Source organism: Variovorax sp. J22R115, from assembly GCF_030317005.1.
GTDB lineage: Bacteria > Pseudomonadota > Gammaproteobacteria > Burkholderiales > Burkholderiaceae_C > Variovorax.
Genome location: NZ_JASZYM010000001.1, coordinates 198,481 through 221,010 on the forward strand (window position 1 = coordinate 198,481; position 22,530 = coordinate 221,010).

The following is a 22,530-nucleotide window of genomic DNA, read 5'->3' on the forward strand; positions in this document are numbered from 1 at the left end:
GCAGTCCGCAAAGTGGGCGAGTTGGCGGTTCGACTTGCCGCGAGCTGACTTTGAATTTCCCAGATCGAACTTGAGGTGACTACGCGCGGCCATTGCGAGGCACAAAGAATTGGCTCGGCCGCTGTCACTCAGCTTCAGATAGATCCCCCTCGTTTGGCCGGGAGGTCGAGCTCCAGTGGCGCCGTGGGCGCGAAGTGCTCGTCGTCGACCTGCTGCTCGAAGTCCCATGCGACCAACCTGAAGCCGGCTGCGTCAACAGGCCAAACCGTGACGCATCGGCCAGCTTTCAATTCGCTGGCTGCGTATTGCAGCGCTTCCTCCATTCGTGCAAACGAAGTCGCTGCACGGCTCTGCTCGTCGAGCCGTTGCGGTGTTGAAACCGCCGCGGTTCGCGTGTTGACAGAATTCTTCATCGCACTCAGTCCCTTCCCGTCAAAAGTAATCCCGCCTGGTAGGCCATGCGTGCCGCCATCTTGATTTCCTCGAGTAACGCCTTCAAACGCTCTGCGCCATCCCTGGCCGTCAAGGATTCGGGCTGGACCATCAGTTGATGCGCAACGCCCATGAGCATCCTCGATGACTCGAGGCTCTTCTGAACCGCGCTCCGGTCCTGCGCGGTGACATTCGATTCGAATGCATCGTCGCTCTTGCACCGGTCGAGCATGACTTCTATCAATTGGCGGGCGATCGCCATGTCCATCACTTCAGGGGTTTTCATTCCAATCTTCCAACGCCGAATCAGGAGCGCCCGGCAACGAATCGCAAAGGAAGGAAGTGTTGTCGACCAGGCACCGGCCGCACAGGGTCAGTTCCAACGCATTCGAGCGGTCCAGTTCGGGGGAGAGGCGGGTCGCCGAGGGACTGGCCCGCTCGAACTAGCACCGACTGACCCTGTTCGGCGCAGGCCGGGTTGCGAACAATCGGAACGCAGGCGATCGAACGGTTTCTTCACACCAAAGACAATGCGATTCAATTTATTCAGGCGCCAACGCGCGGCCGCAGCATGCGATGTCGAGGTGAACGAGACGGCCGCCAGCGAGGCCATGCACGTCGAGTCAGGCGGCTTCGTGACCTACGCCCTGCTGCTGGACGCACAGAAGCGTGTCAAGGGCTTCAAGCTGGCATGGCGCATGGCATTACCCCACGGCGAGCCGAACGCTTTGGAGAGCTTGCGGGCGATCCTCTCCTGCGCCGCGACGAACCTCAATCCTCCCAAGACCGGTTGGGGTCTTGGCAGGCTTGCCCTCTTCTTCGACATGACGGTCGACGGGCTGTTGCTGAATGAGCTGCAGGCCTTGCCACCGGAGAACGTCGTCCTGTGCATGGGTCTCGACGACTTGATGGATGTGGGCATCCGGTCGACGCTGCTGCACCTTCGCACGCAGGGCTATGGCTTCATGCTATGCGGCGCCGAGGTGCTGCCTGAAGACCTCGAGCTGTGCTCCATCATCACCTACGTGGACGTGGGTGACGGCCATCCCGAACTCGTCACGAACATCCGGCGCGAACAGCCGCTGGGGACGCCGATGATTCAGCCGATCGCCACGCACATGGCAACCTGGCAGGACTTCGACGCTTGCGCCGCGCGCCGCCTGGATGTCTTCGTGCAGGGCAGGGAAGCGATCGTCCCGACAATGGAAGCGGGCGCAATCCTGCAGCCGGAATCCATGCTGATCGTCCGCCTGATGCAGACGATCCGACGCAATGAAGACTTGCGCACCATCGAAGCCGCCCTCAAGCATGACCCCGCGCTGACCTACCGCCTGCTGCGCCACATCAATTCGCCCGGCATCGGAATCGGCGTCCAGATCCAGTCGCTCCGCCACGCGGTGGCCATGTTCGGCTATTCGCCGCTGTTCCGATGGCTTTCGGTGTTGCTGGCGACGAGCAACAAGGGCTGCGCGGCGTTCATGACAAAGAAAGCGATCATCCGCGGCCGGTTTGTCGAGCTGATGGGCCAGGGGATAGTGCCACGGGACGAGGCCGACAACCTGTTCGTAGCCGGCATGTTTTCACTCATCGATCGCTTGCTCGGTGTCTCCCTGGAAGAGGTCCTGGAAAAGGTCCAGCTTTCCGAATCGGTTCAGCTCGCGATCTTGAAGCGCGAGGGCGTGTATGGACCGTTTATCGCATTGGCTGAATCCTGCGAGGTCGGCGGCAGCGAGGCGGCGCATTTGTCTGAGTCGCTCTTCATGAGCGCGGAGAAGGTGAACGCCGCGCACCTGTCGGCGTTGGCATGGGCGCAGGACGTGGCCCCTGTCGAATCAGCCTGCTAATGGCCAACTTTTTTTTGACCTGCTCGGCCCCGTGAGGCGCGCCGCGTGCCCGGGCAATGCCTGTACCTGGCCTGCAATACGTTGATCAAACTGACCCTTGGCGGAGCGCCCGATCGGGCTCACATTCATGTTCCCATGCTCATACCAGTGACGCTTCGGCCCGAATTGACCTTCTACGGCCTAGTCGCCCTGCACGCCAAGGAGGCCCTGCGCGACTGCCAGTGCGAAGGTCGGCCGTACTCTCCCATCGCGCGATGAGCACCGCCGGGGCACTACGATAAAGGCCGTCACGAGCTTTCGGCCGACTCGACGAGCTCCGGCGGTCAGGGCGAGGGCTCGCTGCCCTTGCCACTGTTGTCATCGCTTGCGCCATGCGTGCCCGGGCAGGGGGTGACTCGCGGCCACCCGTACTCTCGCCCCATCATCGCCCTAGCGAACAGGTAGTTGTTCCTGACGCGCTCGCTGAAATGATCGAGGTCGACATTGCCCACGCAATCACAGGGAAACGCGAGCGCGCGGCCCAGTTGGTACAGCGACTGGAACCGCAGCTCGAACGCGACGGCGTTGTGCATGGAAGTTTCATTGGTCATGGCTGTCTCCTGATGGATCAGTGGGCCGGCTCGACGCCTCGCGCGCGCTCGTCCGGAATACCTTCGGCGTGAACCCGGTGTAGCGATGAAAGACGCCGGTGAAGTGGCCTTGCGTGCGAAAGCCCACATCAGCGGCCACTTCGATGATCGGCGAGTCGGTGCCGGCCAGGAGCTCCTTGGCGCGTTTGATGCGCTGCAGAAGGATGTACAGGTGCGGCGACTGTTCCGTCGATTGCTTGAACATCCGCGCGAAATGAAAGGGGCTCAGATTCACTTCAGCGGCCAGCTGTTCGACGTGGATCGTCTCGCCCAGATGCTCGGCAACGAAGCTGCGGACGCAGCGCATCTTGTGGGCCGCCAATCCGCCGGGGGACGTGGCCTTCGCAGGTCCCGCAGCCACGTAGTTCCTGGCGATGTGCGCAGCCAGCAGAGCGGCCAATGCGTTCAGGAAGCTCACTGTCAGCCGGTCCAGGCTCGGGAATTCCCGGCCGACAGCGTCGGCGACTTCGCGGATCAGCGAATCGGCCGCTGCATGGGGTCCGACAAAGCTGAACTCGTCGCTGCCCAGCGCGGCACGGGCCGTCTCGTTGAAGAAGGGCTCTGCGATGCTGAGGATCAGCGTGTTGGAGCCGGGCCTGTCTGCGAGCGAATGAGGGAGCGCCGGCGGAACAACAGCGACCAGCGGCGCGCGGACGTAAGCGGTTCGGTCTCGCGCGGCCTCCATGCGATGGGTGGTGAACAGATTCCCGCTTTCCTTCGGCACGAGGATGTCGAGAGAATTGCGTGTGCGCACGCTGCCGAGGTCCGCTGCACCCAGACGCGCAATGCGCATGACCGGCTCGCACACAGTTCCTGGCGGCGGTGGATACGGCCGCATCGGCAAATGGACGCTCAACGAGCCGTCGTTTTCGGTGTGGGTTCCTGCAAGCATGGGGCCCCCTTTTGCATCTGTTTCTTGCGCTGCCGACGGCAGGCATGTTGTTCATCTCGCAAGGGACGTGCCGATGTCGCAAGCGCGGGCGAATGACGCGCTGCTTTGCAAAATCACGAGGCGTGACAAGGGTTTGGGCCAGCAGGACCGCGCTCGCGACTCGCTTGATGAGACACGCGGCTGCCGGCCCTCCGTCACCGCTGCCGGCATTCCGGCAGCTCGTCAGTTGCGCGTGATGCCGAGCTTCTGCATCTTGGATTGCAGCGAGGTGCGCTTCATGCCCAGCTTGGCGGCCGCACCGGCGGGGCCGGCGATGACCCAGTTGCATTCTTCCAGGGCCCGCAGGATATGCTGGCGCTCCATGCGTTCGAGACTTTCGTCCGAGGCATCTTCCGCATTGGGGCGAGGCTTCAATTCGCCGACCGGAACTTCCAGCGTGGCGCCTTGCGTGAGGATCACGCAGCGCTCAATGAAGTTGGAAAGTTCACGCACGTTGCCCGGCCAGGAATACCGGCTGAGCGCCGCCAGGCTTTCGGGGGCAATGGTGGTGATTGACCGGTTGTTGGCGCGCGCGTGGACCTGCAGAAAGTGCTGGGCCAGCACGGGGATGTCGTCCACGCGATGACGCAACGGCGGCGTTTCGATCGGGAATACCTTCAGGCGGTAGTAGAGATCGTCGCGAAAGGTGCGGGCGGCGACCATTTGCGCCAGGTCGCGGTTGGACGCCGCGATCAGGCGCACGTCGGTCTTCTGCGTGTGGGCGCTTCCCAGGCGTTCGAACTCGTGTTCCTGCAGCACGCGCAACAGCTTGGCCTGCAGTTCGAGCGGAATCTCGCCGACTTCGTCGAGGAAGATGGTGCCCTTGTCGGCCAGTTCGAAGCGCCCGATGCGTTTGCCGACGGCTCCGGTGAAGGCACCTTTTTCATGTCCGAACAACTCGGCTTCGATCAGCCCGGTGGGGATGGCCGCGCAGTTGAGCCGGACAAAGGGATATTGCCTGCGGCGGCTGAGCCGATGGATGGCATGCGCGATCAACTCCTTGCCGGTCCCGGTCTCGCCCTGGACGAGGACGCATGCGTTGGTCGGTGCAACGCGCTCCACCAGCGTCAGTGCCTCTGCGAGCGACTTGCTGCGACCGACGATCTCGCCCCAAGGCTGTTCGGTTTCCTGGCGCAGGTAGGCGTTGTGCGCCTTGATCTCGTCGTTGAGCCGTTCCGCAGCCTCGGCGCGCTGTCGGGTGGCCGCCAGTTGTGCCCGCTGCAGTTCGACGACCGCCTGGTTCGCAGCCACCCGCAGCAGCAGCGTTTCGGTGGCGCTTGGAAATCCGGGGCGCCGGGAGGCGGCCAGCATCACTCCGACCTCTTTCTTGACCCCGAGCCATAGGTGCGTGACGCGGAGATCGCCTTGCTGGAACGGATTCGGCACCACATAGGGCATGCCGGGGTGCTGTGCCAGAAGCCACGGTTCGATGACTGCGCCAACCTCGTCCGCACGTCGGGCGATGTCGGGCAGATGCTCGCTGCGTGCGAGCTCGAGCATCGGAGTCGCCTCGCCGTCCAGCCGCGCGTACGCCAAGTCCAAGTCCAGCATGCGCGCCAGCATCTCGAGTAACGTTCGCAGGATGGACATCGGATCGCGGCTGTCCCACAGGGACGGCAGCGCGAGCAAACTCATCAGTCCGCTGATGCAGTCCTGGAGGCGGCGGATTTCAATGGCGGTTTCATCCATGGTCTGCGAGCCAAGGGCAACCAGCGAGCGTGGCATGGATTGACCCCGGAAAGTGCACTTTCTTTTATAGAAACGTGCTAAAAGATTTCGAGGATCCGCGTCCGACCGTTCGCGCCGGCGCCCCGTTTGAAGTACGTTGCCAATGTCGAAGAAAACCCGGACGAAATATCATGGATTCAAGTTTCACAGGCCTCGTGGCTTCGTCGTCCGGTCAGGGCGAACAGGTCGCCATGGAAATCGCAGGCTCGACACTGGGCAAGTACCGCCACATCTGCGCCTTCTTCCGCACCGCCGAGGAGGAAAATCACATCATGATGCCCTTCATCAGGGAAGGGCTCGAGCGGGGCGATCGGGCCTGCCAGATCGTCGACCCGTTGCTTCGCGACGAACATCTGCGGCAGCTCTATGCGGCCGGCATCGACGTCGCGCAGAAGGAGCGCGAGGGGAAGCTCGAGGTCCACTCGGTGTTCGACATGTACCTGCGTGACGGGCACTTCGACGTTCCCCGCATGCTCAGCTTCATCCAGCAGCATATCTCGGGCGATGCGCAGACCCCGATCTCGCGGATCACCGGACACGCCGAATGGGCTGGCGAAGACTGGCCGGGCGTGGAAGACTTCCTCGAGTACGAAGCCCGCCTCAACGACGTGGTGCCGGAAGGGCGCGATACCGTGGTGTGCATGTACGACCTTTCGAAGACCAGTGCGGCGCTGATGGCAGACGTCCTGCGCACGCACCCCGTCATCATCCTCGGTGGCGTGCTGCACGAGAACCCCTTCTTCACACCTGCGGACCAATTCATCACCGAACTTCGTGCGCGCAAGGAAGCGTCCTGACGGCCCGCCTTCCGGCGCAGCAGGCTCGTCACCAGTCCAGGTCGATCTGCGGGCGCCCTGGATCCTGTTGCACCACGGCAGGTCTGCGCGGTAGGTGCCGGTCCACGAAGGCGGCGAGCTGGGACTCGCTCATCATCCCCGGCTGCATGGCCAGCTTCTGGCTCTGGTGGAACAGCATCAGCGTGGGCACCGAACGGATCGCATACTTCGCCGCGATGGACGGCGCCTCGTCGATGTCGACCTTGACGACGGCCAGTTCCTGACGCCGGCGCTCCGCGAAGGACTCCAGCGCCGGCGCCATGGCCTGGCACGGTCCGCACCAGGAGGCCGAAAAATCGACCAGCACCGGATTCTGCTGCGCGGCGAGCGTCGATTCGAAATCGCGTTCGCCTGCATGGATTACTGCTGACATCTGGCCTCCCTCTTTCAATGCGCCATCAGCACGGGCAGCGTCATCGAGCGCAGCACGGTCCGCGTCACGCCGCCGAGCAGCAGTTCGTGGATGCGATGGTGACCGTAGCAGCCCATCACCAGCAGGTCGCTGGCCTGATCCGCGGCGTGGGACAGCAGCAGCTCGCCCAGCTCACTCGGCTCGTCGGGGTAGCGGTTCGCGGACGCCTCGACGCCATGCCAGCGCAGCGCGCGCACGATGCCGAAGGTGGTCTCCGCCGGGCCGTAGTTGTCCGGTCCCCAGGACACCACGTGCACGCGCTTGGCGCGCCGTATCAGCGGCAGCGCGCCGGCAACGGCGCGGGCGCATTCGCGCGTGGGCTTCCATGCGATGAGCACGTTCTGGCCGACGGCCGGATAACGCCCGACATACGGAATCACCAGGGCCGGCTTACCGCTTTCCATCACGACCGATTCGACGAAGTCCCTCGGCACGTCCCGCGTTCGCGGCTCTTCGGGATCATGCTGGCCCAGCACCATCAGATCGACATAGAGCGAGGCCTGCGCCGTGCCCCAGACGGGCGGATCGCCCGGCACCTCCGCCCAGGTCATGGCCGGATCGCCGGAGGCCAGGGCGCCGTTGAACAGGGTGCGGGCGAAGTCGCGATGCTCGGGGTCGATCTGGGGCACGATCGGCACGGCCAGGGCCTCGACATCGACGCGCAGCGGCAAGGGCAACAAGCGCGGCTCGACGGCCAGCAGCGCGATCAGGGTCGCCGCGCCGTGGGCCGGCGCGATCCTGCGCGCCATCGCGAGCCGCTCCGCGCAGCGCGGCGAGGCATCCAGGTGAACCAGGATGGATTGGTAGCCGTCCATGTCATTGCTCCCGGTGCGCTGCCGCGACGGGCACATCGTCCGTATCCATGGATGAGGTCCTGGTATCTGTCTGTGCGCACGGGGCGAGGGCCAGCGCGACGACGAAGGAAATTGTCTTCATCGGGTCTCCTTGAGAGTGCAGGTCAAAGATGTGATGGGTCGAGCATAGGAATCGCACCTGCGCCGCGTCTTCCTGCGGCCTGCGATTCGTGTCCAATTTCGGGGGTGACGACTGCGGCGGGCCTATTGGCAGCTGATGACGCGTGAAGAAGGCGACATTCAGCTGGCGTCGAGATGGCGGTGCACAAAGGCCACCGCCATCGCGCCTTCGCCCACCGCCGACGCGACGCGGCGCACCGCGTTGTGCCGCACGTCGCCGGCCGCAAAAACGCCTGGGGTGCTGGTCTCTAGAAAGTACGGCTCGCGGTCCAGCGGCCACCGCGGCGGGCGCCGGCGACCTTGCAGCAGATCAGGGCCGGTGAGGATGTAGCCTGCCTCGTCGCGCTCCATGCCGATCGATTCCGCCCAATGGGTTTGCGGCTCGCCGCCGATGCACACGAAGAGCCATTGCGTCGCAACGCGGCGTTCGGCGCCGGTGGCGATGTCGCGCAACGTGATCTCGCGCAGCGCGGCATCGCCGTGCAGCGCACTCACCTCCGTGCGCGGAAGGACCTCGATGTTGGCACTGGCGGTAATGCGGTCGATCAGGTAGCGCGACAGGGTGCCCTTCAGCGATGCGTCCCGGATCACCACACTGACGCGGCTCGCGTGCGGCGCGAAATGCATCGCCGCCTGGCCGGCCGAGTTGCCGCCGCCGACGATGAACACATGCTGGCCGCGCGCCAGCGGTGCCTCGCTGGCGCCGGCGCCGTAGTAGAGGCCGGAGCCCATCAACTGATCCTCGTTGGGCAGTCCGAGCCGCCGGTAGGCCACGCCGGTGGCACAGATCGCGGCGCGCGCGACGATTCGAGTGCCGTCCTCGAGCACGCCCACGCCGCGTCCGGGCTCCAGTTCTGCGCGCACGCCTTCGCGGGCGAGCAGGATCTCGACGCCGAACTTGCACGCCTGCTCGCGGGCGCGCTCCGCGAGGTCCATGCCGCTGATGCCCTGCGGAAATCCCAGGTAGTTCTCGATCTTCGAACTACTGCCGGCCTGGCCGCCGACCGCCAGGCGCTCGACCAGAACGGTCGACAGGCCGTCGGCCCCGGCGTACACCGCGGCGCTCAGGCCGGCCGGCCCGGCGCCGTAGATGGCCAGGTCGTATTCCGAGCGCGACGGATTCCTGAACCAGCCGAGCTTTTCGGTGATCTGCCGGATCGTCGGGCATTCCATGCGTGTGCCGTCGGGGAAGAGGCAGACCGGCAGGCGCGCATCGTGCAGGTGGTCGACCTGCGCTTTGCTGCGTGCACTGTCGTCGCTCGGCAGAGGGATCCATTCGAAGGGCACGTCGCTGCGATGCAGGAAGTCGCGTATAGCCCAGGCGGCGGCATTGCCCAGCCGTCCGTAAATCCTCACCAGCGCCGGCCCCGCCGGCGACGGCGGGGCTCTGAAATCGTTGAAGGCCATGATCGAAGCCTCAGTTCGCCCACGGCACGGGGCTTCCATGTCTGACCTGCAGCGCTGCGATGCGCTGCTCCAGCGGCGGATGGCTGGCGAACAGATGCATCCACGACGGCAGGCCGGCGAAGCCCAGCGTCCGCAGCGACTGCGGCAGCTCACCGGCTTCGATGCCGCCAAGACGGCCCAGCGCGCGGATCATCGGCTCCGGTGTTCCCAAGAGGCGTGCCGACCCCGCGTCGGCGCGGAACTCGCGGTGGCGCGAGAACCACGCCACGATCAGTGAAGCCGCTATGCCGAACACGATCTCGCAGGCGAACACCGTCGCGTAATAGCCGATCCCGCCGCCGGCGTGTTCGTCATCGTCGCGGCGAAGCACGAGCCTGTCGACCAGGTAGCCGACCATGCGCGCGAAGAACACCACGAAGGTGTTGACCACGCCCTGGACCAGGGTCATGGTCACCATGTCGCCGTTGGCCACGTGGGACACCTCGTGGCCCAGCACCGCCTCGATCTCCGCGCGGTTCATGCTTTGCATCAGGCCGGTCGACACGGCCACGAGCGATGCGTTGCGAAAGGCACCGGTCGCGAAGGCGTTGGGCGCACCCGGGTAGATCGCGACCTCCGGTTGGCCGATGCCCGCGCGCCGCGCCAGCGCGTGCACGGTGTCGCGCAGCCAGACCTCGTCGGTGCTCTGCGGCTGCTCGATGATCCGAGCGCCGGTGGACCATTTCGCGATCTGCTTGGACATCAGCAGCGAGATGAACGAACCGCCGAAGCCGATCACCAGCGAGAAGATCATCAGCGTGCCGACGTCCAACCCAGCGGCAGTCAGAAAGCGGTCCACGCCCAGCAGCCGCACGGTGACCGACATCACCATCATCACCGCGAGGTTGGTGGCGAGGAAGAGGAACAGACGCTTCATCGGGCTTCTCCTTGAGTGGGGTTCGGCGCATTCGGTACTGCGAAGCGAGGGTCTCGTCGGATTCGAGAATCGTCGGCTCGGCATGCCTGCTCCTCATCTCCAATGATTGACTCTCGACGGGTCAGCGTAAGGCGCAGTGGCCGCAGTCGTCTTCCGGATTCCTGCGCATGCTGGCGAAGTCCGGCGCTGGGCAGTGCGTCGCATTTCAAGCACATGGCATCGCGAGCGAAGGCCGCATGGCAGGTCACCGAGCGAGGCCTCGGCATCAAGAGGTCGATGAGCCCCTTCCATTGCGTCCGCATGATCAAGCAGCGACCGGCAGCCCCGGCATCTCTAACGGGCAGGCGGCCATACCGGCCTCACGCCGCGCAGCTTCAGGATGAATGCGCGGCAGTGGCTTGATTCGTTGCGCGCAGTCCCGCGACATAGCTGCGCAGGTCTGAGCAAGACCGGGCCGTTCTGCCGACCTATTCTTCAAGCAACCGACTTTCGCGCCATTGCGCCCGCGTGTGGTTGTCGGATGGAAGTCGCTTTTCCCTAGCGGGCGCTGGATGAACAGATAGAGGATCAATCATGACTGTTGCTACCGCTGCCCGCACCGACGTCGATATTCAGAACGAGGTGCTGGCCGAACTGAAATGGGAACCACGCGTGCAATCCAACGAGATCGGCGTGGCCGTAAAAGAAGGCGTCGTCACGCTGACCGGCTATGTCGATTCCTACACCAAGCGCTGGGCCGCGGAAGAGGCTTCGCATCGCGTGCGCGGAGTGAAGGCTGTGGCCAACGACATCGAGGTCCGGCTGGGTTCCAGCTACGAGCGCACCGACTCGGATATTGCCGCCGCCGCAGCGCGCGCCCTGCAATGGGACATTCTGCTGGAGCGGGAAAAGATCGACGTCACCGTCTCCAAGGGCTGGGTCACGCTGAAGGGCACGGTCGATTGGCAATACAAGAAGCAGCAGGCCGAGCGGGTAGTGCGCAATCTCGCCGGCGTGAAGGGCGTCAGCAACCTGATCGAGATGAAGCCCAAGGCGCAACCTTCGGACATCAAGAAGCAGGTCGAGGAGGCACTGGTACGCAGTGCGCAGACCGACGCTGCGCGGATCACGGTCGAGGTGGACGGTGGCAAGGTGACCCTCAAGGGCAGGGTGCGCGCCTGGGCCGAGCGCGAGGAAGCGGAGCGCGCGGCCTGGAAGGCGCCGGGCGTCAGCGCGGTCGAGAACCGCATCACGATCGGTCTTTGAGTCTGGCTCCGCACCTTTGCGGTACGAACGGCAGGATCGGGCAAGACAGGCCGTCGCCGGCGCTCTAGCCTCGATCCTCCCACCGACTTATACGAAGGAGCATTCAGATGTCGACCAATGCAGATCCTGGGGCGAATGACGAGTCATCGAATACGCAAGCCGACGGCGCGGCGTCCTGGATGTTGATCTTGCGCGGCGCATTCGCGATCCTTTTCGGGGTGCTCGCGATCGCGTGGCCGGGCCTGACGCTGATCCTGCTCCTGGCGATGTTCGCGGCCTACACGCTGGTGGGCGGGTTTTCCTCGGTGGCGGCCGCCTTCGTGAGGCGGCGCAGCGATCGGCAATGGTGGCTGCTTCTGCTGCTGGGCAGCGTGAGCGTCGGGGCCGGCGTCTATACGCTGGTCTATCCCGCGCTGACCGCCCTCGTGCTGGTGCTGATCATGGGCGTCAACGCGGTATTGACCGGTGCGCTCGACATCGCGCTTGCGATCCGCCTGCGCCGCGTGCTGCGCGCCAGGTGGCCACTGGTGCTGAGCGGCATCGTCTCGCTGGTGTTCGGCGCGCTGGTCATCGCGGCGCCCGGGGCTGGCGCGCTGACCCTCGTGTGGCTGATCAGCCTGCATGCGGTGCTCACCGGCGTGCTCTTGCTCGGCATGGGCCTGCACATCCGACGGGCAGCAAAAGAACCCGCGACGCACGCGCCGCTCGCAGTGGGCAGCCATTGAGTCTTCAGTCTCAACAAGGAGCTCGAACATGACACTCGATTCACAGAAGTGGTTTCCCTTCAAGTTCAACCGAAGCGGCGCCGCCGAGCGGCCTGCCGACAGCGGCGCCACCGGCGAGGCTTCGTCGCAGGCGCGCTCGTCCACCGAGTGGCCCGCACCGACGAAGCTGCTGCAGGCGCTGGACCCCTTCAACATGCTGCCGGGCCCGTTGCGCGGCGCATTCGGCGGGACAAGCGGGTGGTTCGGCGACTTCGGCCCGGCCGTGTTCGAGCCGCGCATCGACATCTTCGACGACGGCGACGCATTGCGCCTCACGGCCGAGCTGCCAGGCATGGAAAAGAAGGACCTGGAAATAGACGTCGAAGACAACATCCTAGTGTTGCGCGGCGAGAAGCGCGTGGATGCCAAGCGGGTCGGGCAGGCCTGCTATCCGCTCGAGCGGGCTTTCGGCAGTTTCCAGCGCGTGCTGCCGCTGCACGATGGCGTGGACCTGGAGCACGCCGAGGCACGCTTCGACCAGGGCGTGCTGACGCTGCGACTGCCAAAGAAGGCCGGCGACACCAAGGCTTCGCGCAAGCTCGAGATCAAGTGATTCCCTTCAACCCCTACGGAGTAAAACATCATGGACACGAAACTTCTTCGCACCACCATCGCTTGTGCAATGCTCGGCCTCGGCCTGACGCAACTCGCCGGCGGCCAGGCAGCCCCTGACCCCGCGGCGCCGAAGGAAGCGGTCATCAAGGCAGCCCCGGCACCGGTGGCTGCGAAGGCCACGATTGGCGTGACCATCGCCGAAACCCAGTTGGTCGCCACCGGCTACCGCGCCTCGAAGCTGCTTCACCAAGATGTCTACAACGAGAAGGGCGAAAAGATCGGCAAGGTTGACGACCTCGTGGTCTCGACCGACGGCAACCTCTCGACCGCGATCGTGAACGTCGGCGGCTTTCTCGGCATGGGTAAGCACCTGGTTGCGATTCCGGTGCGTCAGTTCACGCACATCGCGCCGAAGGCCGTGCTGCCCAAGGCGAGCAAGGACGAACTGAAGGCCCTGCCGAAGTTCGAATACACCGCCTGAAGAAGGAGCAGTCATGGCCAAGTGCGACGTGTGCGGACGCCCCGCCTCCACCCAACTGACCCTGCGCGAAGGCGGCAAGACCCGCCAGGTCGCACTTTGCGACGAACATTATGCGGAGACGATGGGCAGCGCCCTCGGGCGCTCGCCGCTCGAGTCGTTGTTCGGCGGCGGTCTGTTCGACGAGTTCCAGAGCTTCTTCGGCGATCGCGGATCGCTGTTCGGCGAGTCGCCAGGCGCCGGCGGCGCACGCGGCGCAGGCGGCGACAAGGCGCGGCCACATGCCGGCGCGCCGCGGCGCCAGCGCTCGCGCGAGGCGGTGGACCTGCGCAGCTTCCTGAACGAAGCGGCGATGGATCGGCTCCAGGTCGCAGCCGAGAAGGCGCTGGAGTACGGCAAGGACGAGGTCGACACCGAGCACCTGCTGCTGGCGCTGCTCGACAACGAAATCGTTCAGGAGATCCTGCGCGATTACAAACTGTCGGAGGCGGATTTTCGGTCGAACATCGAAGAGAACGCGCCCCGCGGCGAGCGCAAGGTCGTGAAGGGCGAGACGCCGCAGATCGGTGTGTCGCCGCGCGCCAAGAGCGCCCTTGAGCAGGCCATGATCGCGTCGCGCGAACTTGGCCACAGCTATGTCGGGCCGGAGCACATCCTGATCGGCCTCGTGGAAGAAGAAGACGGCTTTGCCGGCGAACTGCTGCGCAAACTCGGCCTCAATTCGCAGTCGCTGCGCCAGAAGGTCGTCAAGGTCGTCGGCAAGGGTGCCGAGGAAGGCAAGCTCAAGCAGCGCAGCGGCACGCCGACGCTCGACAAGTACGGCCGCGACCTGAGCGAACTGGCCCGACAGGGCAAGCTCGACCCGGTGATCGGCCGCGCCCAGGAGATCGAAACGACGATCGAGGTGCTGGCGCGCCGCAAGAAAAACAACCCAGTGCTGATCGGAGAACCCGGTGTCGGGAAGACCGCGATCGTCGAGGGCCTGGCGCAGCGCATCGTGCAGGACCAGGTGCCCGACGTGCTGCGCGGCAAGCGGGTGATGGAGCTCAACGTCAACAGCATGGTCGCGGGCGCCAAGTACCGCGGCGAATTCGAGGAGCGCGTCAAGCAGGTGCTCGACGAGATCATCGACAGGCAGGACGAGCTGATCATCTTCATCGACGAGCTGCACACCATCGTCGGCGCGGGTGCCGGCGGCGGCGAGGGCGGACTGGACATCGCCAACGTGTTCAAGCCCTCGCTGGCGCGCGGCGAGCTTCACCTGATCGGCGCGACCACCCTCAATGAGTACCAGAAGTACATTGAGAAGGATGCAGCGCTGGAGCGGCGCTTCCAGCCGGTGATGGTGCCGGAGCCCAGCATCGAGGACACGATCGAGATCCTGCGCGGCCTGCGCGACCGACTGGAGGCGCACCACAAGGTGAAGATCAGCGAAGGCGCGATCGAGGCGGCCGCCAAGCTCTCGGCACGCTACATCGCCGCGCGCTTCCTGCCTGACAAGGCGATCGACCTGATCGACCAGGCTGCGGCGCGGGTGCGCATCTATGCCAGCTCGCGGCCGCAGGAGCTGCAGCACATCGAGGCCAACGTTCGCAAGCTGCGGCAGGAGCAGGACGCCGCAGGTGCGGCCAAGCAATATGACAAGGCCAAGGACCTGGGCGACCGCATCAAGGGCGACGAGAAGAAGCTCGCCGACGCCACTGCGGCCTGGAAGAAGCGGCGTGGCACCAGCTCTTCCGAAGTGAGCGTGGAGGATGTGGCGCAGATCGTCTCGGCGCTGACCGGCGTGCCGGTGTCCGAGCTGACGACCGAGGACCGCGAGAAGCTGCTCCAGCTCGAAGACCGGCTGCGGGAACGCGTGGTCGGCCAGGAGGAGGCGGTGCATGCAGTCAGCGAAGCCGTGCGCCTGGCGCGAGCCGGCCTGGGCGAAGCAGGCAAGCCGACCGCGACCTTTCTCTTCCTCGGCCCCACCGGCGTCGGCAAGACCGAGCTGGCCAAGGCCCTGGCAGCGACTGTCTTCGGCAGCGAGGAGTCGCTGGTGCGCATCGACATGAGCGAGTATTCCGAGCGGCACACGGTCGCCCGGCTGGTCGGCGCGCCGCCGGGCTACGTGGGCTACGAGGAGGGTGGCCAGCTCACCGAGCGCGTGCGGCGCCGGCCCTACAGCGTCGTGCTGCTCGACGAGATCGAGAAGGCGCATTCCGAGGTACACAACATCCTGCTGCAGCTGTTCGACGAGGGGCGCCTCACTGACGGCAAGGGACGGGTGATCGACTTCACCAACACCATCGTCATCGCCACCAGCAACCTCGGGTCGGACGTGATCCAGCGCAACCTCAAGGCCGAAGATCGCGAAGTTCTCGAGTACCCGGCGCTGCGCGACCGGTTGATGGAACTGCTGCGCCACCACTTCCGGCCCGAGTTCCTGAACCGAGTCGACGAGGTCGTGGTCTTCCACGCGCTGGGCCGGCCGGAGATTCATGCCATCGTCGGGCTGCAGCTGCAGCGTGTGGCGCGCACGGCGGCCGCGCAGAACGTGCAGCTGGAGTTCGACGACTCGCTGGTCGACCACCTGGCGGAGATCGGCTATGACCCCGAGTTCGGCGCCCGCATGCTCAAGCGCAAGCTGCGCTCGGAGGTCGAATCGCGGCTGGCAACCGCCATGCTCAAGGGCGAAGTGTCGGCGGGCCAGAGCGTGAAGCTCGGCTACGACCCGGTTCAGAAGGCGCTTCGCATCGACAAGGTGTCCGACGGGACGGTACCGGGCGCGAAGCGGCGTGCCGACGCGACGAAGACGAAAGCGCAAGCAGAGGCGGAAGCGGGGGCGGAGGCCGGTACGGAGGCTGGTACGGTGACGGCCTGAGCGACGACGGCTGGAACGGCGTAGTTAAGCGCATGCTGCACACAACTATGGTGAACGCGTGCGGTGCCGCGCTGTCGTCGAGCGATCTGCTAGCTTTCACGACCGACCGTGCAGCACCGGCGCGAGGTAGCGCGCCGTGAGGCTGCTTGTCGAATCGGCCACATGCGCAGGCGTTCCGGCCGCCCAATCGCACGCCGCCACGACCCGCATGTCGTGCTCCACCACGACCATCTTGCCCGTTGGGGCACGCTACTTCGCCGAATTGGCGCGCCAGCGGCTGTCCGCCTAGTTCCCTTTAACCAGGTCCCTTCCTGAAGTCGCTCTCGACGGCGCAGCAGTCATTCGATGGTCAATGTTGTATGACCGCAAACGCTGAGACATCCAACTGAAGCGTCGCGGCTGAAAGACCGCAAAGGAACCGTGCCGCCAAGCGAGACGATCTTGACGACGCCGGCTCCGCAGCGATAGCAGCCGATGGCGAGGGCAGGACGGAACCGCTGCATCGTGCCCGTTGCAGACATCTGCGTGGGCTTGTCGAACCGGAGCAACCGGCCATGAGCCGCCAGTCGCGCCCCTCCCCGATACGACCGGGCGGGACTGCATAGCGGAAGTTCCTCACCTTGACTCCGCCGACCGGCGTCCAGCAGGTCAAGGCAGATTGACGAGCGCTTGAGGCCTTCGAAAAAAGCGCTGGCACTCTCCTACGAGTCGCTCATGCGCAGTTCCAAGGCGGACTCGCAAGACGCCTGATATTCGAATGCACAGGCCGTCGAAGGTCCATGCACACAGGCGGTCCGCCAGCGGCGGCGGCAATCCCTCTACGAGGTATTTCGGATGAATGCATTCCCGACGCTGGCTGGTTGGCGGGCGCCCGCCAGCACGAATTTCCACGGCATCCTGATGTCAGTGGTTGTCGCGGTGGCCGCCATGTCGCTCGCCGAACATTACGGCGCCTCGGCGATGCTCTTCGCCTTGCTGCTCGGCATGGCGCTGAATTTCCTCTCCTCCGAGGGGCGATGCGTCCCGGGCATCCGGTTTTCCGCCAGCACGCTGCTGCGCATCGGCGTGGCGCTGCTCGGCGTGCGCATCACGTTGGCGCAGATCACGGCCCTGGGCGCGATGCCGGTCGCCATGGTCGTGCTGTCGGTGGTATTAACTATCGGCTTCGGAATCGCCGTGGCACGGCTGCTCGGCTACCGCACCAGGTTCGGCGTGCTGACGGGCGGTGCAGTAGCCATCTGCGGTGCTTCGGCGGCTATGGCGATCGCAGCCGTCATGCCCACGAATCCGGAGGACAACTTCAAGGAGCGCGCCACGATCTTCACGGTGATTGGTGTCAGCACGCTATCCACGGCGGCCATGGTGCTCTATCCGATGATCGTGTCTGCGCTCGGCCTCGGCAGCGCGCAGGCCGGCGTTTTTCTCGGCGGCACCATCCATGACGTGGCGCAAGTGGTGGGCGCGGGCTACGGCATCTCCAAGGAAACCGGCGACGTCGCGACGATCGTCAAACTCCTACGCGTCGCGATGCTGCTGCCGGTGATCCTCGTCATCACGCTGTCGTACCGCTCGCACCGTGTCGAAGGACCGGCGGGCGCAAAGAAGCCGCCGTTGCTGCCTTGGTTTGTTGTGGCCTTCGCGCTGCTTGTCGCCGTCAACAGCGCCGGGTGGATCCCGTCGGCCTTGCAACACGCACTCCAGACGCTGTCGACCTGGCTGCTGGTGATCTCGATGGCCGCGATCGGCATGAAGTCGCATCTAAAGGACTTCGCCACCGTGGGCTTGAGGCCCATCCTGCTGATGGTTAGCGAAACGCTGTTCCTTGCGATGCTTGTGGTCGGGTTCATGATCCTTTACCACTGACGGTGCAGGTCTTGCTGGGGCATGTGCCCGCGGCTGAAGCTTGGCAATCGGCGCCGCGAGGCGCGTGCGGACGCGCCCAACGTTTTGCGCCCGCATCACATCAGCATGGTTGGTCGAATGCCTCAACCTGAGCCGCGCCTTACTTGACCGTGTAGCCACGACCCTCTAGGCATGCGGCGCGAGCTTTGGCAAACGAAGCCTGCTTTTGCTGCGTGGCCGACGCCTGCTGCTGCTGGGCCGAATTCGCTGCCGCCACATTCTGCCGGCGGCTTTGCCCGCGCGCCGCCACCGCACCCGCCGCCGCGCCGGCGCTGGCGTCTCCGCCGGCGATCTCGCCGACAGCAGCACCGCGCAATGCGCCGCGAGCACCTGCCCCCGGAGTCGTCCCAGTCGCTGTAGTCGGCGGCTTGGCCGTGGGCGCGGGCGGAGGTGGTTTGGCTGGATCAAAGCCGGACTGCTTGACCGCCCACGAATAGCAGGCGGCCTCGTCACTCTTCTGTTGCTGCGGGCTCTGGCCCTTGGCCGGGTACACGTACTGTTGTGCGCTGGCTGCGGAAATTAACAGACCTGCCAACGCCAGGCAGCACAGGGTTCGTTGCTTCATTTCGTGTACCTCCTATCAATCAGGGCGAAGCGCGTCACGTCAGTGCCGCCGCTCGACTTCACCCGAACCGCAACTGAATTCGTCAGCGACGATGGCGACGATGGCTCGAGAGCACGGTTATCTCTCGCATCCACTATGGACTTCGGAATGCTCGCCGTCTACTACCCGCAAGGGAATGGTGCGCTCTGTGCGCGCAAGGTCTACAGTTATCCGTGCTGACCTCGGCGATCGTCTAGCCGAGGGTGAGTTTGTTCAAAAAGCTGTGCCGGTCGATTGCAAAAGACCGGCTTCTGGAGAGGAACTCATCATGAACGGACCGTGCTCATTCAATGGCGCGGCAGTCGTCCGCAAGTAGTTCGCGGAACGCCACATCGGCCGGCAACACGACCGAACTTGGAGGAAGCACCATGAGAAAGTCGAATGACGATTTTTCCGGGGGCCGTACACCGATGAAACGGGACAGCCTGCGTTGCGCGTTGACAGCATTCGCGCTGGGCCTCAGCCTCGCGGGCATCGCTGCGGCACAGAAGGCGTCACCGGGCGCGTTCGACCGGGCGGTCCTTCCGATCGCCGAGCCACGGCGCACGCCCATCACCCAAGTCGACGTGCGCAACGCAAAGGCGCCGCCCCGTTTCGAGGTGAAAGCCCCGAAGGGCGCGCCGAACGTCGTGATCGTTCTGCTCGACGACATGGGGTTCGGGCATCCGAGCACCTTCGGTGGTGCGATTGCCATGCCGACGCTCGACCGGCTCGCCGCCGGGGGCTTGCGCTACAACAGCATGCACGTCGCTGCGTTGTGCTCGCCCACGCGGGCGGCGTTGATCACGGGCCGCAATCATCACACTAACAACACCGGCGCCATCCAGGAGCTCGCGACCGCGTTCGAGGGCAACACTGGCATCCGTCCAGCGAGCGTCGCGCCTCTGCCGGACATGCTGCGCCTGAATGGCTACAACACGGCTGCATTCGGCAAGTGGCATCTGACGCCGACCTGGGAAACCAGCATCTCCGGCCCCTACACAACTTGGCCTACCCAGTCGGGCTTCGAGAAGTTCTACGGCTTTCTTGGCGGAGAGACCAACCAATGGTCGCCGCTCTTGTACGACGGGGTGGCCCGGGTCGAGTTGCCCGCCGATCCGAACTACCACTTCATGACCGACATGACGAACCAGGCCATCGCCTGGACACGGTTCCAGCAGTCGATGACACCCGACCGGCCGTTCTTCATGTACTTCGCCCCTGGCGCGACCCATGCGCCGCACCATGTGCCGAAGGAATGGGCCGATAAATACAAGGGCAAATTCGATGAGGGCTGGGACAAGTACCGCGAGGACACGCTGGCCCGGCAGATCAAGCTCGGCATCGTGCCGGTTGGAACGAAGCTCGCGCCCAAACCCGCCGGCATCAAGGATTGGGACAAGCTGACGCCCGACGAGCGACGACTGTTTGCACGCCAGATGGAAGTCTTCGCCGGATTTGCCGAACAGGCCGACTACGAGATCGGGCGGCTGGTGAAGGCGATCGAGGACCTGGGCGCGATGGACAACACGCTTTTCATCTACGTCGCTGGAGACAACGGTGCGAGCGCCGAGGGTGGTGCAACGGGTCTGTTCAATGAAATCACCTTCTTCAATAGCGTCCCGGAGGCCGTTGAAGACCAGTTGCAGAACCTGGACAAGTGGGGCGGCCCGGAAACCTACCCGCACTATGCCGCCGGCTGGGCCATCGCCGGAGACGCGCCATTCGCCTGGTCGAAGCAGGTGGCGGGCGACTACGGCGGCACCAAGACCGGCATGGTCGTGCACTGGCCCAAGGGGATCAAGACGAAGGGAGAAATTCGTACGCAGTGGCACTACATCACCGACCTCGCGCCGACGGTGCTCGAAGCGGCACGGTTGCCGTTTCCGAAATCTGTCAACGGCACGGTCCAGAAGCCCTTCGAGGGCGTGAGCATGGCCTACACGCTCAACGACGCGAAAGCCACGAGCCGACGGACCACGCAGTATTTCGAGATCCTCGGCAACCGGGGCATCTACCACGACGGCTGGCTTGCGCGCACGGTGCACAGGGCGCCGTGGGAGCCCAAGCCGCGCGCGACGCTCGACAAGGACACGTGGGAGCTCTTCGATGCGCGCAACGACTACAGCCTTGCCACCGATCTCGCTGCGGCGCAGCCGGCGAAACTGAAGCAGATGCAGACCGTCTTCCTGAAAGAGGCGGCGAAGTACAACGTGCTTCCGATCGACGACCGCAGCGTCGAGCGCTTCAATGCGGCGATCGCCGGGCGGCCCGATCTGATGGGATCGCGTACTTCGATCACGCTCTACCCCGGCATGACAGGCATGATGGAGAACACGTTCATCAACGTGAAGAACCGATCTAGCACGATCACCGCCGAGATCGACGTTCCACAGGGCGGCGCGGAGGGGGTGGTCTTCGCGCAAGGCGGGCGTTTCGGCGGCTTCAGCTTGTACCTGAAGGACGGCAGGCCCACGTACACCTACAACTGGGTCGGCCTCGAACGTTACTCGGTGGCCTCTCCCCAGGCGCTTCCACCCGGCAAAGCAACCATCAAGCTGGACTTCGCGTATGACGGCGGCGGCCCCGGCAAAGGTGGTACGGCTTCACTATCGGTCGGCGGGCAGAAGGTGGCCGAAGGTCGGATCGAAAAAACCATTCCCTTCATCATCTCGCCCGACGAGGGCGCTGACGTTGGCGAGGACGATGACACGCCCGTCTCGGGCGACTACGTGGCGGGCATCAAGAGCCGATTCACTGGGACGATCGAGAAGGTGAGCCTGGAGGTCCGGTGAGACGCACCTGCCGCTTCGCTTCGGTGGAAGCGGGCCCTTCGCGCAGACTTCGCCGGACTCGCCCAGCGGCGCGTCGGTTCCGTCTTCGCGGATCAGGCGGATGTCGGTCGAGGGCAAGGGCAGGCCGGTGGTGCCGTTGAAGGCGCTGATGTTTTCCGGATTGAAGCTCAGGATCGGGCTGGTCTCGGACAGGCCATAGCCTTCACGGATGAAGCGGCCGGTGATCTTCAGCCAGCGCTCCGAGGTGGCCTCGATGACGGCCGCGCCGCCGCCGGCGGCCTGGCGCAGGCGGGAGAAATCGACCTCGCCGATCTTGGGGTGGGCCACCAGGCCGGCGTATAGGGTGTTGACGCCGGTGAAGACCGTCGGGCGAGCGGCCTGCAGCACGTTGACGAAGCCGTCCATGTCGCGCGGATTGGGCACCAGCCAGTTCTCGGCGCCGACCGTGAAGTAGGTGATGAAGTTCACCATCAGCGCGAAGATGTGGTACAGCGGAATCGCCGTGACCACCACTTCCTCGCCCGGGCGCAGGGTGTTGGCGGCAATGGCCTTGTACTGCTGGATGTTGGCCACGAGATTGCGGTGCGACAGGGACGCGCCCTTGGACAGGCCGGTGGTGCCGCCGGTGTACTGCAGGAACAGCAGGTCGTCGCCCTCGCGCAGCGCGTCGGCGAAGGCCACGGTGTTCTGCAGGCGGGCGTCCACCGGCGGGCTGGGGACCTGGGCCCTCGTGCCGTCGCCGGGCGCGATGGTCAGCACGGCCTCCAGCGCGATGCCGGGCTTGCCGATGATGTCGGCCACGGTGGCGCTGACGCCGCTGAACACCAGCATTGCGCGTGCACCGGCGTCACGCAACTGGTGCTCCAGCTCGCGCGGCGTGTACAGCGGATTGACGTTGACCTGCACGGCGCCGGCCCGGGCGATGCCCAGGAAGGCCACCGGGAAGGCGATGAAGTTGGGCGTCATCACGGCGATGCGGTCGCCCTTCTTCACGCCCAGCTTGTTCTGCAGCCAGGCGGCGAAGGCGCGCGACTGGCGATCGACCTCGGCGTAGCTGAGCGACTGGCCCAGGCATTGGAAGGCCGTCTTGTCGGCGAACTGGGTCATTGCCGCTTCGGCGAGGGCGACTACCGAGGGCGCCACGTCGGCGTCGATCTCGGCGGGCATGCTGCCGTAGCTGGCCAGCCAGGGCTTGCGGTTGCTGCTCATGGTTTTGTCTTCTTAGAAAAAATCGTT

At 64.9% G+C, this 22,530-nt stretch carries 18 protein-coding genes and 1 pseudogene; 9 read left to right on the forward strand and 10 right to left on the reverse strand.

The window, feature by feature from the left end; translation table 11 throughout:
• Positions 1–418: 418 nt before the first annotated feature.
• Complete coding sequence (locus QTI04_RS00835) at positions 419–694, reverse strand: hypothetical protein (protein WP_286613798.1); 276 nt, start codon at positions 692–694, stop codon at positions 419–421.
• Between QTI04_RS00835 and QTI04_RS00840 the strand changes: the two genes are divergently transcribed.
• Positions 648–2,276 carry an EAL and HDOD domain-containing protein gene (locus QTI04_RS00840; protein ID WP_286613799.1) on the forward strand — a complete coding sequence of 543 codons (1,629 nt, stop codon included), beginning with the start codon at positions 648–650 and terminating at the stop codon, positions 2,274–2,276. The genes QTI04_RS00835 and QTI04_RS00840 overlap by 47 nt on opposite strands.
• A gap of 323 nt (positions 2,277–2,599) precedes the next feature.
• Here QTI04_RS00840 and QTI04_RS00845 read toward each other — a convergent pair whose 3' ends face one another.
• The 3 genes from QTI04_RS00845 to QTI04_RS00855 all read right to left on the reverse strand — a co-directional run bounded on the left by QTI04_RS00845 (position 2,600) and on the right by QTI04_RS00855 (position 5,525).
• Entirely contained in the window at positions 2,600–2,866 is a 267-nt protein-coding gene (locus tag QTI04_RS00845; protein WP_286613800.1) for a hypothetical protein, read from the reverse strand.
• Positions 2,856–3,698 carry a helix-turn-helix transcriptional regulator gene (locus QTI04_RS00850; RefSeq protein WP_286613801.1) on the reverse strand — a complete coding sequence of 281 codons (843 nt, stop codon included), beginning with the start codon at positions 3,696–3,698 and terminating at the stop codon, positions 2,856–2,858. Before QTI04_RS00850 ends, QTI04_RS00845 begins: the two co-directional genes overlap by 11 nt.
• Before the next feature lie 321 nt (positions 3,699–4,019).
• Positions 4,020–5,525 (reverse strand): sigma-54-dependent Fis family transcriptional regulator, encoded by a 1,506-nt coding sequence (locus QTI04_RS00855; protein ID WP_286613802.1) that lies wholly within the window; start codon positions 5,523–5,525, stop codon positions 4,020–4,022.
• Between the two features lie 170 nt (positions 5,526–5,695).
• Here QTI04_RS00855 and QTI04_RS00860 point away from each other — a divergent pair, with 170 nt between their 5' ends.
• A complete protein-coding gene (locus QTI04_RS00860; RefSeq protein WP_286613803.1) occupies positions 5,696–6,361 on the forward strand; it encodes an MEDS domain-containing protein in 666 nt (221 codons plus the stop codon).
• A 28-nt stretch (positions 6,362–6,389) separates the two neighbouring features.
• On the opposite strand, the gene trxA is transcribed toward QTI04_RS00860, so the two are convergent.
• The 4 genes from trxA to htpX form a co-directional block, all read right to left on the reverse strand.
• A complete protein-coding gene (gene trxA / locus QTI04_RS00865) occupies positions 6,390–6,773 on the reverse strand; it encodes a thioredoxin (RefSeq protein WP_286613804.1) in 384 nt (127 codons plus the stop codon).
• A 14-nt stretch (positions 6,774–6,787) separates the two neighbouring features.
• Positions 6,788–7,627, reverse strand: coding sequence for a universal stress protein (locus tag QTI04_RS00870; protein ID WP_286613805.1), 840 nt, complete (start codon positions 7,625–7,627; stop codon positions 6,788–6,790).
• A gap of 279 nt (positions 7,628–7,906) precedes the next feature.
• The gene (locus tag QTI04_RS00875) at positions 7,907–9,193 is read right to left on the reverse strand and encodes an NAD(P)/FAD-dependent oxidoreductase (protein ID WP_286613806.1); all 1,287 of its coding nucleotides are present in this window, start codon (positions 9,191–9,193) and stop codon (positions 7,907–7,909) included.
• A 10-nt stretch (positions 9,194–9,203) separates the two neighbouring features.
• Complete coding sequence (htpX, locus tag QTI04_RS00880) at positions 9,204–10,109, reverse strand: protease HtpX (RefSeq protein ID WP_286613807.1); 906 nt, start codon at positions 10,107–10,109, stop codon at positions 9,204–9,206.
• A gap of 573 nt (positions 10,110–10,682) precedes the next feature.
• Between htpX and QTI04_RS00885 the strand changes: the two genes are divergently transcribed.
• From QTI04_RS00885 to QTI04_RS00910, 6 genes are all read left to right on the forward strand, one after another.
• Positions 10,683–11,354, forward strand: coding sequence for a BON domain-containing protein (locus QTI04_RS00885; RefSeq protein ID WP_286613808.1), 672 nt, complete (start codon positions 10,683–10,685; stop codon positions 11,352–11,354).
• A gap of 107 nt (positions 11,355–11,461) precedes the next feature.
• Positions 11,462–12,079 (forward strand): HdeD family acid-resistance protein, encoded by a 618-nt coding sequence (locus QTI04_RS00890; RefSeq protein WP_286613809.1) that lies wholly within the window; start codon positions 11,462–11,464, stop codon positions 12,077–12,079.
• Between the two features lie 28 nt (positions 12,080–12,107).
• Entirely contained in the window at positions 12,108–12,671 is a 564-nt protein-coding gene (locus QTI04_RS00895; RefSeq protein WP_286613810.1) for an Hsp20/alpha crystallin family protein, read from the forward strand.
• A gap of 30 nt (positions 12,672–12,701) precedes the next feature.
• Positions 12,702–13,154 carry a PRC-barrel domain-containing protein gene (locus QTI04_RS00900; protein WP_286613811.1) on the forward strand — a complete coding sequence of 151 codons (453 nt, stop codon included), beginning with the start codon at positions 12,702–12,704 and terminating at the stop codon, positions 13,152–13,154.
• 13 nt (positions 13,155–13,167) lie between these two features.
• Positions 13,168–16,014 (forward strand): ATP-dependent Clp protease ATP-binding subunit, encoded by a 2,847-nt coding sequence (locus QTI04_RS00905; RefSeq protein WP_286613812.1) that lies wholly within the window; start codon positions 13,168–13,170, stop codon positions 16,012–16,014.
• Positions 16,015–16,848: 834 nt separating this feature from the next.
• On the forward strand, positions 16,849–17,877 hold the full coding sequence (locus QTI04_RS00910) for a YeiH family protein (protein WP_286613813.1): 1,029 nt from the start codon (positions 16,849–16,851) through the stop codon (positions 17,875–17,877).
• A 139-nt stretch (positions 17,878–18,016) separates the two neighbouring features.
• Here the strand turns inward: QTI04_RS00910 and QTI04_RS00915 are convergent, their stop codons facing one another.
• Positions 18,017–18,481 carry a hypothetical protein gene (locus QTI04_RS00915; protein ID WP_286613814.1) on the reverse strand — a complete coding sequence of 155 codons (465 nt, stop codon included), beginning with the start codon at positions 18,479–18,481 and terminating at the stop codon, positions 18,017–18,019.
• 449 nt (positions 18,482–18,930) lie between these two features.
• Here QTI04_RS00915 and QTI04_RS00920 point away from each other — a divergent pair.
• Positions 18,931–20,361 (forward strand): annotated as a pseudogene (locus QTI04_RS00920) (arylsulfatase); the annotation flags it as partial.
• Positions 20,362–21,108: 747 nt separating this feature from the next.
• On the opposite strand, the gene QTI04_RS00925 reads toward QTI04_RS00920, so the two are convergent.
• Positions 21,109–22,503 (reverse strand): AMP-binding protein, encoded by a 1,395-nt coding sequence (locus QTI04_RS00925; RefSeq protein WP_286613815.1) that lies wholly within the window; start codon positions 22,501–22,503, stop codon positions 21,109–21,111.
• Between the last annotated feature and the right edge of the window lie 27 nt (positions 22,504–22,530).